General features: G+C 40.4%; 16 protein-coding genes and 2 pseudogenes. 11 read left to right on the top strand and 7 right to left on the bottom strand.

The window, feature by feature from the left end:
* Positions 1–22: 22 nt before the first annotated feature.
* Complete coding sequence (locus H2R00_RS11910; protein ID WP_234113148.1) at positions 23–214, bottom strand: YdiK family protein; 192 nt, start codon at positions 212–214, stop codon at positions 23–25.
* A complete protein-coding gene (locus tag H2R00_RS11905) occupies positions 214–948 on the bottom strand; it encodes a CPBP family intramembrane glutamic endopeptidase (RefSeq protein WP_182069186.1) in 735 nt (244 codons plus the stop codon). Before H2R00_RS11905 ends, H2R00_RS11910 begins: the two co-directional genes overlap by 1 nt.
* A 225-nt stretch (positions 949–1,173) precedes the next feature.
* Here H2R00_RS11905 and groES point away from each other — a divergent pair, with 225 nt between their 5' ends.
* The 8 genes and pseudogenes from groES (at position 1,174) to H2R00_RS11870 (ending at position 11,605) form a co-directional block, all read left to right on the top strand.
* Positions 1,174–1,458 (top strand): co-chaperone GroES, encoded by a 285-nt coding sequence (gene groES, locus H2R00_RS11900; RefSeq protein WP_003179248.1) that lies wholly within the window; start codon positions 1,174–1,176, stop codon positions 1,456–1,458.
* 44 nt (positions 1,459–1,502) lie between these two features.
* Positions 1,503–3,137 (top strand): chaperonin GroEL, encoded by a 1,635-nt coding sequence (groL, locus tag H2R00_RS11895; RefSeq protein ID WP_020450334.1) that lies wholly within the window; start codon positions 1,503–1,505, stop codon positions 3,135–3,137.
* A gap of 138 nt (positions 3,138–3,275) precedes the next feature.
* A complete protein-coding gene (locus tag H2R00_RS11890; RefSeq protein WP_244958230.1) occupies positions 3,276–3,635 on the top strand; it encodes a tyrosine-type recombinase/integrase in 360 nt (119 codons plus the stop codon).
* 1,597 nt (positions 3,636–5,232) lie between these two features.
* Positions 5,233–6,537, top strand: coding sequence for a hypothetical protein (locus H2R00_RS11885; protein ID WP_182069184.1), 1,305 nt, complete (start codon positions 5,233–5,235; stop codon positions 6,535–6,537).
* Between the two features lie 258 nt (positions 6,538–6,795).
* Positions 6,796–8,697, top strand: coding sequence for a hypothetical protein (locus H2R00_RS11880; RefSeq protein ID WP_182069182.1), 1,902 nt, complete (start codon positions 6,796–6,798; stop codon positions 8,695–8,697).
* Between the two features lie 397 nt (positions 8,698–9,094).
* Positions 9,095–9,196: pseudogene (locus tag H2R00_RS21545) on the top strand (hypothetical protein); the annotation flags it as partial.
* A 903-nt stretch (positions 9,197–10,099) separates the two neighbouring features.
* Positions 10,100–11,017: a VanW family protein gene (locus H2R00_RS11875; RefSeq protein WP_182069180.1), complete on the top strand. Its 918-nt coding sequence runs from the start codon at positions 10,100–10,102 to the stop codon at positions 11,015–11,017.
* 138 nt (positions 11,018–11,155) lie between these two features.
* Positions 11,156–11,605: a YfmQ family protein gene (locus H2R00_RS11870; protein WP_154996357.1), complete on the top strand. Its 450-nt coding sequence runs from the start codon at positions 11,156–11,158 to the stop codon at positions 11,603–11,605.
* A gap of 26 nt (positions 11,606–11,631) precedes the next feature.
* On the opposite strand, the gene H2R00_RS11865 is transcribed toward H2R00_RS11870, so the two are convergent.
* Complete coding sequence (locus H2R00_RS11865) at positions 11,632–11,892, bottom strand: hypothetical protein (protein WP_182069178.1); 261 nt, start codon at positions 11,890–11,892, stop codon at positions 11,632–11,634.
* A 105-nt stretch (positions 11,893–11,997) separates the two neighbouring features.
* On the opposite strand from H2R00_RS11865, the gene H2R00_RS11860 reads away from it, so the two are divergent.
* Entirely contained in the window at positions 11,998–12,459 is a 462-nt protein-coding gene (locus H2R00_RS11860) for a GNAT family N-acetyltransferase (RefSeq protein ID WP_182069176.1), read from the top strand.
* 67 nt (positions 12,460–12,526) lie between these two features.
* Here H2R00_RS11860 and H2R00_RS11855 read toward each other — a convergent pair whose 3' ends face one another.
* On the bottom strand, positions 12,527–13,207 hold the full coding sequence (locus H2R00_RS11855) for an SOS response-associated peptidase (protein WP_182069174.1): 681 nt from the start codon (positions 13,205–13,207) through the stop codon (positions 12,527–12,529).
* Between the two features lie 71 nt (positions 13,208–13,278).
* The gene (locus tag H2R00_RS11850; RefSeq protein ID WP_020450373.1) at positions 13,279–13,509 is read right to left on the bottom strand and encodes a hypothetical protein; all 231 of its coding nucleotides are present in this window, start codon (positions 13,507–13,509) and stop codon (positions 13,279–13,281) included.
* A 160-nt stretch (positions 13,510–13,669) separates the two neighbouring features.
* Between H2R00_RS11850 and H2R00_RS11845 the strand changes: the two genes are divergently transcribed.
* Positions 13,670–14,284, top strand: coding sequence for a TetR/AcrR family transcriptional regulator (locus tag H2R00_RS11845; protein WP_182069173.1), 615 nt, complete (start codon positions 13,670–13,672; stop codon positions 14,282–14,284).
* A 16-nt stretch (positions 14,285–14,300) separates the two neighbouring features.
* Positions 14,301–16,922, top strand: a complete 2,622-nt coding sequence (gene ppsA, locus H2R00_RS11840; protein ID WP_182069172.1) for a phosphoenolpyruvate synthase — start codon at positions 14,301–14,303, stop codon at positions 16,920–16,922.
* Between the two features lie 23 nt (positions 16,923–16,945).
* On the opposite strand, the pseudogene H2R00_RS11835 reads toward ppsA, so the two are convergent.
* Positions 16,946–17,229 (bottom strand): annotated as a pseudogene (locus H2R00_RS11835) (DNA-binding protein).
* 66 nt (positions 17,230–17,295) lie between these two features.
* On the bottom strand, positions 17,296–17,658 hold the full coding sequence (locus H2R00_RS11830; RefSeq protein WP_154996343.1) for a DUF488 domain-containing protein: 363 nt from the start codon (positions 17,656–17,658) through the stop codon (positions 17,296–17,298).
* Between the last annotated feature and the right edge of the window lie 68 nt (positions 17,659–17,726).

The following is a 17,726-nucleotide window of genomic DNA, read 5'->3' as shown; positions in this document are numbered from 1 at the left end:
CTCTTTTCCTTCACATAAAAGGCTATTGATCTTTTCGCTTCATCCTGCCGGCCATGGCGAACATTTTAAAGGAAATGCTGATATTATAGGCTGCGAAAAGCATCAGCAGGATCGTATAAAAAGACCACATGTTTCCGGGCGAGGTTGCCGCCAGATACGTAAACAGCACACCCGTTAAAAAATAAATCACTCCCCAGAATTTAGGGCTTCTCATCATAGAAATCCTCCAATAATCATTTGCATTTTCTCGACGTGTTCCAAATATTTTTCAATAGGCTCCCGGAATGTCTGCAGCAAGACGACGAAAGTATTCATGGCGACATGGGCGAAAATGGGCACGATAATCCGGTTGGTTCTGACATATAAAAAAGCGAATGTGAATCCCATTGCTGTATAAATGAGCAAATGGCTGAAATCCAAATGGACGACCGAGAAGAGAACCGAACTGAACAAAGCGGCAATGAAAAAATTCGTTTTCTCATAGATTGCACCGAAAATGATCTTTCTGAAAATGATTTCTTCAAGAATCGGACCGAATACAGAAGAGACAAACACCATCAGCGGCAATGCGGTGATGATTTCCATGATTCGCTGCGTATTTTCGGATTCCGGGTTGACCCCGAACAAGTACATTTCGATCGAAGCGGCAATTGACTGCGAAAACAAAGCGAGAAAAACGCCGGCTACCGCCCATCCGATTGACGCGCCAACCGATGCTTTTGGACGGTTGCGAAGCGTCGTCTTCGGGACCGTCCGCAAAATCAGCAGCACGATGACGAGACAGAGAGTAAACGCGATGACAGACCAGACGCCCGCCAATGTAAGCTGGGCTTCAGCTTTGGGCTGTCCTCTGCCCACACCCAAAAAGTAGAGAAGAGGCAAGCCGACATAGGCCGACAATTGCATGAGAACGTATGCCAATATAATAAACCAGTATTGTTTTCTCAAGCTTTATGTACTCCTTTTCTAAAAATCTAAATCAGACTATGTTTATTGTAACACACTCTTTTTAAATTATAGGATGATAAGGATATGCGGAGAAATGTAAGCGCAAAAAAATTTGACCTTTTCACTTGAAATTGCCTGGGAGATTCTTTATTATAAGAATTGTGTTAGCACTCACCGAGTGCGAGTGCTAAAATTACATATGAAAATATTGAGGAGGTTGTTTCATTGTTAAAGCCATTAGGTGATCGCGTTGTCATTGAGCTCGTTGAGTCTGAAGAAAAAACTGCTAGCGGAATCGTACTTCCTGACTCCGCAAAAGAAAAACCACAAGAGGGTAAAGTGGTTGCAGCCGGTTCAGGCCGTGTGTTAGAGAGCGGAGAGCGCGTTGCATTAGAAGTTAAAACAGGCGACCGCATCATCTTCTCAAAATATGCAGGTACCGAAGTGAAATATGAAGGTACTGACTACTTAATCTTGCGTGAAAGCGACATTTTAGCTGTTATCGGCTAAGTCATAAATAAAAACGAGACAATTATATAGGAGGTTCGAATAACATGGCAAAAGATATTAAGTTTAGCGAAGAAGCCCGCCGTTCAATGCTGCGCGGTGTAGATGCATTGGCGGATGCTGTAAAGGTAACTTTGGGACCTAAAGGACGCAACGTCGTTCTTGAGAAAAAATTCGGTTCTCCATTAATCACAAACGACGGTGTAACCATCGCGAAAGAAATCGAGCTTGAAGACGCGTTCGAAAACATGGGCGCAAAGCTTGTTGCTGAAGTTGCGAGCAAAACAAACGATGTTGCCGGTGACGGTACAACAACAGCGACAGTTCTAGCTCAAGCGATGATTCGCGAAGGTCTTAAAAACGTAACTGCCGGCGCTAACCCTGTAGGCGTGCGCAAAGGTATCGAGCAGGCTGTGGCTGTAGCTGTTGAAAGCCTGAAAGAAATCTCTAAACCAATCGAAGGCAAAGAATCAATCGCACAAGTTGCTTCAATCTCCGCTGCTGACGAAGAAGTCGGAAGCCTGATCGCTGAAGCAATGGAGCGCGTCGGCAACGACGGCGTCATCACAATTGAAGAATCCAAGGGATTCACAACAGAGCTTGAAGTGGTTGAAGGTATGCAGTTCGACCGCGGATATGCGTCTCCTTACATGGTGACAGATTCCGATAAGATGGAAGCGGTTCTTGAGAACCCGTACATCTTAGTAACAGACAAAAAAATCACAAACATTCAAGAAATCCTGCCGGTGCTTGAGCAAGTCGTTCAGCAAGGCAAGCCATTGCTTCTGATTGCTGAAGACGTTGAAGGTGAAGCTCTTGCAACATTGGTTGTCAACAAGCTTCGCGGAACATTCAACGCAGTGGCTGTTAAAGCGCCTGGATTCGGCGACCGCCGCAAAGCGATGCTCGAAGACATCTCTATCCTGACAGGTGCCGAAGTGATCACAGAAGATTTAGGTCTTGACCTTAAATCAACTCAAATCAACCAATTGGGACGCGCTTCTAAAGTTGTTGTTACAAAAGAAAACACAACAATCGTTGAAGGTGCGGGAGATACAGAGCAAATCGCGGCACGCGTCAACCAAATCCGCGCTCAAGTTGAAGAAACAACTTCTGAGTTCGATAAAGAAAAATTACAAGAGCGCCTTGCTAAGCTTGCAGGCGGTGTAGCTGTCATCAAAGTCGGCGCTGCGACTGAAACAGAATTGAAAGAACGCAAGCTTCGCATCGAAGACGCCCTGAACTCTACTCGCGCTGCGGTAGAAGAAGGAATCGTATCCGGCGGTGGTACAGCTCTTGTCAATGTTTACAATAAAGTAGCTGCCCTTGAAGCTGAAGGCGACGAACTGACTGGTATCAACATCGTTCTTCGCGCTCTTGAAGAACCAATCCGTCAAATCGCGCACAACGCGGGTCTTGAAGGATCTGTCATTGTTGAGCGCTTGAAAGGCGAAGCCATTGGTGTAGGCTACAACGCTGCAACAGGCGAATGGGTGAACATGATCGACAAAGGTATCGTTGACCCTACAAAAGTAACACGCTCAGCTCTGCAAAACGCAGCATCTGTAGCGGCTATGTTCCTGACAACTGAAGCAGTTGTTGCCGACAAACCGGAAGAAAACAAAGGCGGCGCAGGAATGCCTGACATGGGCGGAATGGGTGGCATGGGTGGTATGATGTAATTTAAGCCTCCATCTGGAGAAGCAGTTTAGGCTGTTTCTCCCCCGTTTTATTCTTCCTTTTTGAGAAGTAGTCATGTAAACAATTTATATCAATTAGCAATAACCACTTCCTATAAAAAATTTAGGAAGTGGTTTTTTGTGTTGTTAAAATTTGCGTATCAAGACTTTTTGGATGACAGACGTTTCAAGAACACAACCAAGACGAATATCAAAAATTATGAAATGCTTTTAGGGAAGTTTGTTGATTATTGCATAGAGAACCAAGTGGTAAACGTTGAGGACATTACGTATAGTCATATTCGGCAATATCTCTTAAAGTGCCAAGAGAAAGGCGATAAAGCGGGTACAATCAACACTAAACTATTAAGAATCCGAGCATTTTTGAATTATATGGTGGAATGTGAAGTCATCAAAAACAACCCTGCTAAAAAAATTAAAAAGCAAAAAGACGATCTTAATATTGATGTTTTCAGTGATGAGCAAATAGGCGGATGTTGAGTAAGTTAGAAAACAATATTATTCTTGACGCAAGTGCTGAAATTACTCTCTTATATAAATTAGAAGACCAGTTTACAGTTGTAGAAAATAGGCTATGTATCAATCATTCTAAATCAAATGTAGGTTATCTTAAGATTAATACTAGTAAGAGTAGTTTAAAGAAGAATCTCGACTATATCATTAGGGACGTACAGAATAGATTGAAAAATATCAAAGACAAGAAAAAAGCAGTACTTGTATGTCATAAAGAAAATTCTACAGAAATACATGCGGGCATTAAGAAAGTCCTTGGGGACAATGTTTACACTCCCACAACGGAGATGAGGATATTGAGGCTACGCAATCATATGCCGCAGTAGATTGGTATGGTAATATTGTCGGTAAAAATACTTACATATGATAAATACTAGTTAATAGGAACTCATAATATGCCATTACCTGTCTATTTGCTACAGTTCGTGCAATACAGTCGGAATTTAGATGTAAGTGGATTTCCTCAAAAAATGGAATTGAAATCTGGGAAATTTTAAGGTGAAAGGTTGGAGGCATTTAGAAAGGCTTTTTTAGCTGCTGATTTCTATCAAGCTGCCAGAAGGGTACAACGTAACCAAGAACCGAAGGCATCTTATCTATTGTATACATTTGATAAAGATGTTGTTCATACATTTGTTAAAAAGTTTAACCAATTCTGAGGTATTTGCTCTAAACAACGATAATCTAGTGAATGCAACATTATCTACAAAGGATGAAAAAGTCATACGAATTTTTGGAATATATTCGGGATAAGTGTGGACTAGGTGAGGTGGTATCAAAGAAGAATATTTCGGAAGTGTTGGATATAGAGAGTAGTAACCTTTCAAGATACTTAAAACATAAGCTTATATCTAACCGTGTTGAACAGGGACATATTGAAATAAGAAATAAAGTTGTTGTGAAAAAGACTGATTTCACACTAGATTAGCATCTCGTCAATCGCCCTATATAAGAAATAAATTGACGAGAAGAGATTGGGTTTGAAAAAACACAGAATGATTTATGAGTGTTGACTTTGGCACTAGACTAATCGCAGCGAAGCGGAGATTAGTCTATGCAAAGTTAACACATCGGAGAGGAATGAGTGAGGAACGAACGAATGACGGGCTGATAAGCCCATCCTTCTTTACTTATGTTTCAGAAGGGCAACTATCATAATCACTCTTGACTTCTGTGCTATGCTATACAAAGACAAATATAATCAAAGGAGAAATACATGACAGTTGAAGGATTGGAGTAGGTAACAACATTTTGAAGGGAGGGTCTTTAAATTGAGGTGCTCCTTTTTTGCGTCATGGAGCGGATGATTTAAACTGAGTAGGAATTCACCACATCAGTTACATATCATCTTAATAAAACTCGTGTTTTATATTGTTCTGCAATCAATGGAATATGATTTGAATTGGATTGAATTGAATTGAATCTTAATGGGGAGAGTTATTTACAGAATTAAAGTATAAAATATTGTTAGATATATCTCTTTAGAGGAAAAATAGAGACAACAGAAGCTTTTGTTAAGTACAATTAGGGGATAGACGGATGAATTGTAAGGGGGAGGAAATAATTGATATTGGATATTGGTATTACAGATGTGAAAAAATCTAATGAATTTTTGAGAAGTCTATGGGCAGAGATGGCTAAGGAATTTGGAAAATGTGGTTGGCAGTACACGCCCTACAAAAACAAACAGACTAAAACAATAACATTTGGTTTTATGGACATAGGTGTGTCAGTTTTAATAGCTGGGGTTACTTATAAAAATAATGGTTCAATTATTAAATTGTTTTTTGAATACAGTGACGCTAGCTACGGTTATGGATATATAGAGGGACAAGAAGATAAGTTGATAAAGGAATCCGAACTAGGACAAAGGTTAATAAGAGTTGTGAGGAAGGCACGAAGAGGTATGGGAAAGTATAATGATTACTATGCCCTTCCAACCATTAAGTCTTTACTTCCACTGTCTAATTATGAGGAGAATAATTTCAAAACAGAATATGTTGGGGAGAATAAAACAAGAATCTATTTCCCTGTCTCTGCTTATGATGAAAATCAAGTTGAGGGTAAAATCACTCAGAAGACAAACCAAGTTATAGACTTCTTATCAGTAGAAACTAATGCCCCTTTTTGGAATACCTCAACCACTTCTAAAGAAATTAAAGAGAAAACAGTATTAACTGAAGATGTATATCAAGAACCCGATTTTATAGATGGCTTATCCGTTAAGGATGGTTATTTAACGATTTCTGAGGAAGCAAAAGACTTTTTAAGTTATTTAATTGAAAGTAATGGAGAAAATGAGGATTTACAAACATTTCTAAATGCCTGTTATCATTTCCATACTGCAAGAAAGTATGATGCACAAATCCATGACTATCAGGGTTATATTGACCATCCATCAGAAGATGGTTCAGGTGTAGAGATTGAAATTTACACCAAAAACCAAAATTTAAAAACAGCACTTGTTACAGGAGGTTCTCAGACCGAGATAGCAACAACACTTTACATGTCAGCATTAGAAGTAGTTACACTGATTGGTTTTCAGAGTGAGAAATGTAAGGTGTGTAATCAGGACAAGTATGGTATTGCTAGTAGGGTGAGGAATTTAGTAAATAAGCATTTAAACTCACATATAGCTAAACAGCTTAATGATTATTACGACAAAAGGTCAAGGTATTTGCATAGAGGTTATATGTTAACTAATGATGCTCCGACAAGTAGTTTAATTCCTTTACTTGATAATGACGACGAAAATGGCTGTAATTTTCCTGTGCGAGTATCACTAATAAATCTTAGGGAGTACACAAGTTATATCCTAAGGGCATTTTATAAGGAGTATTTTCTTAACAAAGAAAGTATAGAGGAATAAAAGATTGTCTTTATCCTATTATTTTTTACTGATTTTTAAAGTTATTCCTAATCAATGGGTATTTTCAGACATTATCTTCTCTCTTAAACTGCTGGATTTTTTCGACCCTTAATTCCAGATACTTTTTCTGTTCCTACTATTTAAGACTTACATAAACTAATTTATTTCACCTTCCTTCTCTATCTGAACAACAATAAATTGTACGCATTTTGGATAGCCTGTTCGAAATAAAGAGGATGGTTTACGAAAGGAGAACATATGTCAGGGATTAAATTCTATTCTGAGTATGATATGGCTTGTGGTTGGGAACTAGAAAAAATAGTAGAAAAGGTTAATAATGACGCTATTGATTCTGAATGGGGAATCACCGATTTATTAGAATTTCATAATGTTTTAAAATACATTAACATTAAAAGGTTTAGTGACCATATTGTACGAGAGACAAGTATTGATATAAAAACTTATGAGAAGAAAATAAAGCAAAAAATCGGCATCTTCTTGGGCTGTCACAAGGATAACTTCATCAATCTTTATGATGAAATAGACTTTGATAATATAAAAGACTTCTTTGAAGTTCTTGAAAGTTACAAGTTATATCAAAGAATTGAAATTAATAACTATAGACGATTTCTTGAAAAGGAAAATGTGAATATTTATGCAGTACTCAAGTTTAAGAGACTGACTGAGTACTTTAATGAGGCAGTTAAAAGCGTGTTATTATCTGACTCTAGGAATACAGAAACAATTTTGTCAAAGTATTTAAAAGAGAATGATTTATATTTACCACCATCTTTAAATGAAACAGAGATTTTAAGTTTGATTGGTGAATATATAGACTCACCGCTAGTTCATATAAATGTATTGAGAAAAATCATAAATTTCCCACCAAATAAGGGGTTAAGTATACCCGATAAAATCAAGTTGAATGCCAAGAGGAAAGCAGAAAAAGAGGAAGAAAAAATCTTTAATAACGATACAGGTATTAAATCGGGAGTAATGATTTCTTATCCGAACGACCAAGATGAAGCAATATTATTTACTATGGATGGTAGTACTGCAGATATCAAGGTAAGTCGAAAGTGGATAGAAGAAAATACTGATTATCCTACACTTTGGAATAATTTTATTTATTTATTTAGATTTGTTGATGATAATATGAGATTAGAATTCGATTCAAAAAAAAGTGAAAGCTCTGTTCTAGAGTCAGTAATTAGACCACAAGCAGAACATTTATATTACCAATCATTCACTTTTTACTTCAAAGAAATGTTGTCTAATGCTGAAATAGTAAGTTATTTTAGTGTGTTAAATATTCTTGGTGTAAGATTGGAAGAAATGATTGAATGGTTTTTTGATGATTATTTGAAAGAAGAATTTCAAATTAATGATTTTATAGTTAAAATGCCGTCGAGTGAAGCTTCATATTTCGAAAAGTGCAGAACTATTCTCCCTGAGATAGATAGAGTTTTTAAACAGTATAATACTTTGATTGAAGATGGAGTGATTGACCAAGAATTAATTCAAATGTCATCTTCAAGTTTTAAAACTAAAGATATTAAGTCGTTTAATAAAATGAAGTATGTTTACTCTTCTAGTGACTGGTATAAAACAGCTTCATTCTTATTGTTTTCTGACCAGAGTAGCATATTCTATTTACCAAATAAAGATGAGAAATATGAAAATTTTTTCCGATTGATAAATACTGAAAAGTTAACCAGAAGCGTTTTTCAAGCGTACCAATTGAATAGTATGCAATGGTTATTTGATAATGATTTAATCTGTGAAAGTAACACAGGACACATACAGTTTGTTGACCAGAGAGTCATATATGTTCTTAAGGAACTTTATTATAGAGAAGTAATAAGTTATTGGCATTATCCTGAGGATATACAAGTATTGATAGAAGAATTAAGTAGTCGTAATCTAGTTGATTTTGAAACCAGCCTGTTTTCAAGAAATGAACAAGATTATCTTGATTATTATCTCAATAAATCAAAATTTACCAATGGACATGATATTCGAAATAAGTACTTACATGGAACAAATACTAATGATGAGAAACAATACGAGTTAGATTACTACTTAATTCTTAAACTGTTTGTCATAATAGTAATTAAGATAAATGATGACTTATGTATTAAAGAGGATAAGTGCCAATAGATGAAGTGGCAAAGACCTAAATCATAAAGAGATAGATCTTATTTTGTTATTCGCAATTATGAGCATGTCACAGCATCATTATTTTTAGGTATAATACGAAATTAAAGGAACTCAAACAAGCAAACTCCTAGCGAGAATCGATAGTGCAACGGATAGTAAGTGGATTTCAATTAATAGATTGTCGGTTGATTTATTTTGAGTGCGTAGCTATTATCTCTATGTTTATGGAACTTTCAATAGGCATGGGGATTTTTTCTTGATAAAGAATGTTTGATGAATCTAAACCACTTTACAGTTTTCCATCACTACTTTACAATTAAAATTGTAGCTTTATCATGAGAAGTGGTTAGTGCTAATTGAATATAAGTAAAACATGATTATATAAGGGCTTTGTGTATCTGTAGCGGCTATGTTCCTGACAACTGAAGCAGTTATTGCCGACAAGCCTGAAGAAAATAACGGCGGCACAGGAATGCCTGACATGGGCGGCATGATGTAAGCCCAGCGTCAAAAACGCTGATATATCAAGGAAAAGAGGCTCTTTTTAGAGCCTCTTTTTATTTTAACTTGCGATGACATATAAATACCCTTTTATCCATGGAATAATTTCCTTTTGGGGGATTATGGTATAATTAGAATCTGAACTTTTTATAGAAAGTTTAAACAATTATGCCGCACAACAAACTAATGTTTTTGCTTTTATCATTTTCATCTATTATTCACCTGCTCGGTACAATTGTTGACCCTGCGGCTAGCTGGAAGTCCTGGCTGGCGAACATCGCATTAATGTTATTGGCACTTCTATTTTTTAATCTCACTTTAAAGGAAAAGAAAGAAAATCAACAGAATAAGTAACGGAATGCCCTTCTCAAAGAGAAGGGCATTTTACTAGAAGAATGATATCTGGTGGTAATTTCCCTAATTAACGTCGCTCTAAAGCTGCATCTGGCTATTGCCTGTCATCTTTTTCAACGGCCAGTGCGTCAGCAAATGGCATTAAAACCGCAAGACCTATATTTCATTCTTTATGAAAAATGGGGGTTTTATAAAATGGTCAAAAAAATTGTAAATCGATTCAATTCATTTTCCCTACTGGGGACAATCTTTTTTATCGGCAGTTATTTGACGTATAAATTTAATGGCATAGAGCTAGTTGGGTTCCTGTACTCAGGCATCACTTTTTTGATAATCCTGATAGCCACCACCATAATGTTAGTCAGGCTAAAAAGAAAAGGAGCCAATGAAAATAAACAGGCTTAATCCATGCTTTATACTTATTTTAGCTTCTCTCCATTAGTGTAACCTTTCCAATCCATAATATAGATGATCATTAAAGCATGACACGTCCAGTACATCAAATGTCATCTCCTGTTCATACTAATAACGGGAGGTACACCGACTTATGTTGAAAATTTGGATGACTGGACTTTTACTATTAGCACAGCCCGCGGGGCATTCTGACAGCTTAACGATCACCCAGCAAGGGAAGAAAGTGGCCGTTGTGAACCGCGAAGATTTTACAATGCCGCTTCCCGGGACACCGATGATTGATGACAAAAAATACGGCAAGTTCGTTGACAGGCTTGAGCGCAAAGTACACAAGGATCCCATCAACGCCGTGATCAATGACCAGGGAAGGATCGTTCCCGGCAAGGTTGGCTACAGCCTTTCCCGGAAGGGGTTTAGGGAGCAGTTTTACGCGTATTTTTATGGGGATGGCCCGTCCACAATAGAAGTGCCTGAATTGAACGTTTACCCGAAAGTTGACAGCGAACTGCTTTCCCATATCCGGACACAGCGGATCGGCCAGTATGTGACGTATTTTAATTCCGGGAATAAAAGCAGGACGCACAACATTTCACTCGCGGCAAAAGCGATCGACAATCATGTAGTGTTTCCTAATGAGACGTTTTCATTTAACAAAGTTGTCGGAATGAGGACGCCGGACAAGGGGTATATGAAGGCTCCCGTGATCGTGAGAGGCGAATTGTCTGAAGGGGTTGGCGGAGGCATTTGCCAGGTTTCATCGACATTGTTTAATGCGGTTGATCGGGCAGGACTCGAAATCGTCCAGCGCTATTCCCACAGCCGGCGTGTCCCTTATGTTCCGCCGGGGCGCGACGCAACGGTCAGCTGGGGCGGACCTGATTTGCGCTTTCAAAACAAATATAACCAGCCGGTCTTGATCCGGGCAAAACGGCATGGAGGAACGATGGTTGTTACGCTTTATTCTTCTGATGTGGTCAATCACCAGCTGCGAAAAGTTCCAAAGGCTCCGTCTGAAATTCCGAAAGAAGAGCATCAGAGCGGGGATCATTAAAGGCGGAATGTTCCGCCTTCTCCATTCAGTTCATCTAGCGCTGCACTTGTTCACATAATGTACAATAAAATCCTTTTGCCTGTATGATAGGATGAATCAAGGACATCATTTAAAATGCAGACAAGAGGAGATGATCGAGTGACATGGCTTTTTGTAACCTTTTTGGTGATCTTCAGTCTTTTTAAAATATTGGTCACTTGCCTTCCGAGCGGTGTCGTAGAGTGGCTGACCGGCAAATTTCAAGTTCATGTGAAGCTTGAGGAAGCGAATGTTAAAGTGACGTTCGGCGGAGAACATTTAGAGGGATCTGACAAGAGTCAATTTATTCAAAACTTTAATGAAGCCGTATTTATGGAGCGGTACTACATATACCCGGGAGATGAGCCGCTGTATGTAAATCCGAAAAACGCCGGGACACCATTTGTGATCGAAACAAAAAGAGGAAAAAACGCTGTGAAGCTGTTGGTTTACCGATACGATGATCATATAGACGTCGTTAAACAATATAAGAAAAAGACGGCCGCCTATTGTCTGCGTTCCGACAGTTTGCAAACATGCGGGGGGCTAAAAACGGCGGATTTGATTTAAAAAGCAGGAAAAACCTGCTTTTTTTATTATGAGAGCCTGACAGCGCCGTAACCGATCAAAAATAAACAAACAGCGATCGTAAAGATAAATTCTCCTTTTTTATTCTCCTTCAAAAGAACGAAGAATGAACGCACACCGATGTTCAGTCCAAACAGGATGAAGCCCACATTCAAATAAACGGGATTGAAACCGGATGGAATGATGAGGAGAAATATTCCGGCAAGCGTGATATAATGGAACGCTTTTACAAGCGGCGGTTCTTTTTCCCATGTTGTACGGCTGTCCATTTCACCATCGCCTTTCTTCTTTATTTTAGCAATAAAATCCTTGTATTGCATATTATTCTAAATTAAAATGAGGTTGATGAAAAGTCTTGCACAAGGAGAAACGCCATGACCATACATATTCAACAGCTTGAAGCCCCTCTGAATCGTGAGTTTGTTGATGAACTGATCAATTTGTGGAATGATAATACATTGGAAACGGCTGATTGCACGTTAGATGATCAAGATAGAGAAATGATACATCAGCAGTTGAAACAATATGTTCAGTCGGCATACGGAGCGGTTTTTGCCGTCGTGAATGAGAAGCAAGAAGCGGTCGGATACGGGCTGGCCTCTATTAAGAAAGATTTGGTCAGCGGTTGTCTGTGCGGGCAAATCGATGAAGTGTACATAGCCCCGGGCTATCGAAGAAATAAGCTGGGGAAGCTTGTTGCAGATCGTATGATGGATTGGTTTGAACGGCATCAAGTGTCTCACGTTCAAGTATCGGTTGATATCGATAATCAATCGGCGCTGCATTTTTGGGAAGGCATCGGCTTCAGCAGTGAATTTTACCTTCTGACACATTAGTTTTTTGAATCAAGTTGGCGCGGCCCTCGCCGTCATGATTCGGCTGCCTCGCTAAAAAGCCCCTTTTTCATTGCAAAGGGGCTTTTTTGATGAGCTCAGGAGAATTATGATGCGGTGAATTGACGAGAGGCGGGACTTCATAAGCTTCCATCTCTTTTGACGCATATGGTTTTAAAAGGCTTTCTAAATACGCTCGGTCTTGATTTTTCGGATTCAGCCATTCTTTTTCATTCTGGCGATCAAGAATGACGGGCATGCGGTCATGAATGTCTTTCATTAAATCGTTGGGCATTGTCGTAATAATTGTGCATGTATAGACGGGCTTGCCGCCTGCAGGCTGCCACTTCTCCCAAAGCCCCGCAAACGAAAACAGTCCATTTGTTTTGAGCTTGATCCTCATCGGCCGCTTTGTCTTTGCATCGGTGCGCTTCCACTCATAAAAACTGTCTGCCGGAATGAGGCACCTTTGTCTGATCAGCGGCTTTCGAAAGCTCGGCTTCTCAGCCAAAGTCTCAGCTCGCGCATTGATCATTTTATAACCGATTTTCTCATCCTTTGACCACGGCGGAATCAATCCCCACCGCAGCCGCCCCAGCCGGTTATGCGAACCGTCGTTGATGACGGCGAGAATGGACTGGGAAGGCGCGATGTTATAACTGGGGCTGTAATCTTCAATCGTCATTTGATCAATCTCGAAACGGTCAATAATCTCATCAAATTCAGAAAAAAGCGTAAACCTGCCGCACATCTTAGATCACCTTTTTTGTTTATTCTCTCATTTGCAGAAAGTAAAATGAAAGTTTGAGGCAAATAGACTTTTTATATATAAATGGCCAACAAGGCCGCTGAAACAGCCATGACAAAGCAGTCATCGCCCGTCATGGCCACGCCGTTTTTGATGAATACGCTGCAGGTCCAGTTGAGCGCCGATCCTTCCGCGGTCCGGTCAATCAGTTTTTTACCCGCTGTGTAAACACATGCTTTAAATAAAGAAAACGAAATGGAACATAAAATAAAGAGCAAAATAAACTTTACCACCAACATCAGCATTGGCTTTTCACCCCGGAATATTTTGTAAGCTCCACCTTTATTTTACCAATAAATTCATATGTTAAAACATTATTCTGGTTTTATTATATTGACCAAATGGTCAGCAAGCGCTACGATTTATACTAACCGACTGGTCAATAACGAAAAGGAATGATGGTCAATGCCTTTACAGCTTTATGAAAAAGAGCAAATACTCGATGCCTGTTTGGAGGTTTTTGCCCGGCACGGCTATGCAAAGACTTCGACCGGAATGCTGGCGGAAGCGGCCGGCATTTCAAAGGCGCTGATTTTTCATCATTTTAAAAGCAAAAAAGATCTGTACTTAACTGTGCTCGATTATTGTATTGAGAAGGTAAAGTCGCGCCTTTCCCTTGATGACCTGGCGTCTTATGATGATTTCTTTGAAGCGAAAGAAAAAATAAGCATGGCTAAGCTTGAGTTTTTCGCGGATTATCCAAATGTATACAAGCTCACGAAAGATGCCTTTTATTCACCGCCTTCCGAATTAAAAAAAGAAATCGCTGCAAAGTATGGGGAGCAATTTGCCGTTAGAAATCGTATTCTAAAACAGCTTTTTGCGAAAGTTCCGTTGAGGGAAGGAGTCGATCGTGAAGAGGCGTTCGAACTCATCATGGTCATGATGGGGCATTTTGAACAAAAGTTTCTAGCGGAAGTAACGGCTGAGGACGATTTTGATCCAGCCTGCAGCAGACGTCTTCTTGAAGAACGAAAACGGTTTTTGGATATGATTCGTTTCGGTATTGAAGGCGAATAAAAAGGGGGGGTTCCTGATGGGACACTATGTATTGGGTTTTCATGAGGTCGATCGAACCGATTTGCCGCTTGTCGGCGGGAAAGGGATGAACTTGGGCGAATTGTCGAAAATGGACGGCATCCAAGTGCCTCCCGGCTTTTGTGTAACTACAAAGGCATATGAAAGGATGATCGGCGAAAACGGCAGAGTCAGTGAACTGATTGATCAGCTGTCTCTTTTAAAAGTGAAGGATAGAGAGCAGATTAACGAACTCGCCCTCCAGATCCGCAATGGTATTGAAAGGGCCGAAATCGCCGAAGAGATCAAAGAAGCGGTTAAAAGCGCCCACTCAAATGCTGGCGGCGGTGCATATGCGGTCCGATCAAGCGCTACGGCGGAAGATTTGCCTCATGCCTCTTTCGCCGGGCAGCAAGACACGTATTTAAATATAAAAGGAATAGAGGCGATCTTAAAGCATATCAGCAAATGCTGGGCTTCACTGTTTACAGAGCGGGCTGTGATCTACCGGATTCAAAACGGTTTTGACCACCGCAAAGTTCAATTATCGGTTGTCATCCAGCAAATGGTGTTTTCGGAAGCGTCCGGCATTTTGTTTACGGCAGATCCCATTACATCGAACCGGAAGGTCACCTCGATTGATGCGAGCTTTGCTTTGGGGGAGGCCCTCGTATCTGGTACGGTTTCGGCAGACAACTACAAGGTTCGTGAAGGTGCGATCGTTCAAAAAACGATTTCCGACAAAAAGACGGCAGTTTATTCTTTGGAAAGCGGCGGCACTGAGGCGCGCGAAGTCGAAGCAGGCTGCCGGAAAAAACAAACATTATCCGATGAGCAAATCATACAGCTCGAAAAACTGGGAAGGAGAATCGAAGCCCATTTCGGTTTTCCGCAAGATATTGAATGGTGTCTGGCTGATGGCGAATTTTTCTTTGTCCAGAGCCGGCCTGTAACGACATTGTTTCCTCTTCCGAAACAGAGCGATGGCAAGCTGCGCGTCTATATGTCTGTCGGGCATCAGCAAATGATGACAGAGCCGATCAATCCGCTTGGGATATCGTTTTTCGGGTTGATTTCGGATTATGAGCTGACCATCGCCGGAGGCAGGCTCTTTATTGATTTAACACATGATTTGGCATCTGCCATTGGACGGAAAATCGTCCTTGGGACGATGGGCAAAAATGATCCGTTGATGTACAGCGCGATATCTAAATTTCTAAAAAGAAAAGAGGTCATCAAAAGACTACCTAAAGGAAAAAGGATGTTTGCATTAGGATCAGAAGGGCTGTCATGGTCTCTTCCGGCAGAAGTGCTCAAGATATACCGGAAAAACGACATCGGGATCGTCAGACAGCTGATGTCTAAAGCTGAAGCGTCTGTAAAAGAAGCTGAACAGCGGCTGCAAAAAGTCTCCGGCGAAGCGTTGTTTGAAGCAATTGCGGAAGATCAAAAAATGCTGAAAAGGGTTCTTTATGACACGCAGAGCATGGCCGTTATCATGGTTGGTTTATACGCATCATACTGGCTCAACAGCAAAATGAAAAAATGGCTAGGGGAAAAGAGTGCGGCCGATATTCTTTCCCAGTCAGTATTGCACAACGTCACATCTGAAATGGGATTGGCGCTATTGGATGTTTCCGATGCTGCCAGAGGATACCCCGAGGTTCAGAAGTATTTAGCACAAGCCAATGATGAGACTTTTTTTGAAGATCTCAAACAGCTTGACGGCGGTCCCGCCTTTATCAGCGCACTGCGGGCATTCCTTGAGAAATACGGCATGCGTTGTACCGGTGAGATCGATATGACCAAGATCCGCTGGAGTGAACGTCCTTCCATTCTTGCTCCAATCATTTTGAGCAACATCAAGAATTTTGAGCCCGGTGCGCGGATGGTCAAGTTTGAACAGGGACGATTGGAAGCGGAGCAAAAGGAGAAGGATTTGTTAAGTCGTCTGCAACAATTAAAGGGAGGCAGACAAAAGGCAAAAAAGACAAAGAAGATGGTCAGCGTGCTGCGGAATTTTATCGGCTATCGGGAATATCCCAAATATGCTCTGATCAAACGATATTTTATATATAAGGAAGCATTGATGAAGGAAGCCGCTGTTTTGCAGCGAAAGAAGCTGATTCAAGCGAAGGAGGATATTTATTATCTGTCTTTTGATGAATTGAGAGAGGCTGTTTGCACAAATCGTCTCAATGTGAAGAAGATCGAAGAAAGAAAAGCAGAATATCAGCATTATGAAAAATTGACGCCTCCGCGAATGATGACTTCAGAAGGCGAGGTCATCACCGGAGAAACCCTGGGTGATCACATTCCGGCAGGAGCGTTGGCGGGCGTTCCTGTTTCATCGGGAGTCATCGAAGGAAGGGCAAGAGTGATTCTGAAATTGGAGGAAGCTGATATTGAAGAGGGGGATATCCTTGTCACACCTTTTACAGATCCAAGCTGGACACCGCTGTTTGTCTCGATCAAAGGTTTGGTGACGGAAGTGGGCGGCCTCATGACACATGGCGCCGTCATTGCGCGGGAATACGGGCTTCCGGCGGTGGTGGGGGTTGAGCATGCGACGAAAGAAATTAAAGACGGACAGAAGATCAGGATTAACGGATCGGAAGGATATGTTGAAATACTCGAATGATAAAAAGCGCAGCTAGCTGCGCTTTAATTTTTATAAAGGTCGGCGGACAACATCCAATCCATCAAGTGCTGATACGGATAATAGGTCGTGCCTTTTAATTCAATTTTAGGGATTTCAGGATAATTGCGCAGCATTTCTTTCGTTTCTTCTTTACTTAAGCCTAAATAATAATGTAAATCGCTTTCTTTAATTAAATAAGGATAGCCTGAATAACTCCCTTTTGGGTTTTTAAAGTTTTCAAACCGTCTCCGATAAAATAGCCTAAAGCCGCTAAACCAAGTCCAATCCAAAACAGGTTCATCTCCATGTTTACCATCCTTTTCGCATGATGCTTTTATCTGTCATACGAAAAGCGTTGAAAAAAGTTTCAAGGTCATAGGCTTTGCCGGTTCAGCATCTCATAAAGAACGACGGCATGGTTATGGCGCTCATCCTTTGCTCCGTAAAGCAGAATAACGGTTTCGTCTGCCGCCATTTCTTTTAATTCCTTGAAGCTTCTCTGTTTTTCAGGGTGTTGTTTGATTTCGTTTTGATAGGCTTCTTTAAACGATTCAAATTTTTTTGGATCATGACCGAACCATTTTCTTAAATCAGGACTTGGAGCGATTTCTTTCATCCAGCAGTCAAGGTTCGCTTTTTCTTTTGATATGCCGCGCGGCCACACACGATCGATTAAAATGCGGCGCCCTTCTGCTTGCTGGTTTTCTTGATAAACGCGCTGGAGAATAAACGGCATTTGGATCACTCCTCCTCATTTTATGATAAACCGGCCGGCTGGAAGGAACAACCTCTATTGAAAAGACA

It is taken from the genome of Bacillus haynesii (assembly GCF_014042035.1).
GTDB lineage: Bacteria > Bacillota > Bacilli > Bacillales > Bacillaceae > Bacillus > Bacillus haynesii.
This window is presented reverse-complemented; position numbering and strand designations above follow the sequence as displayed.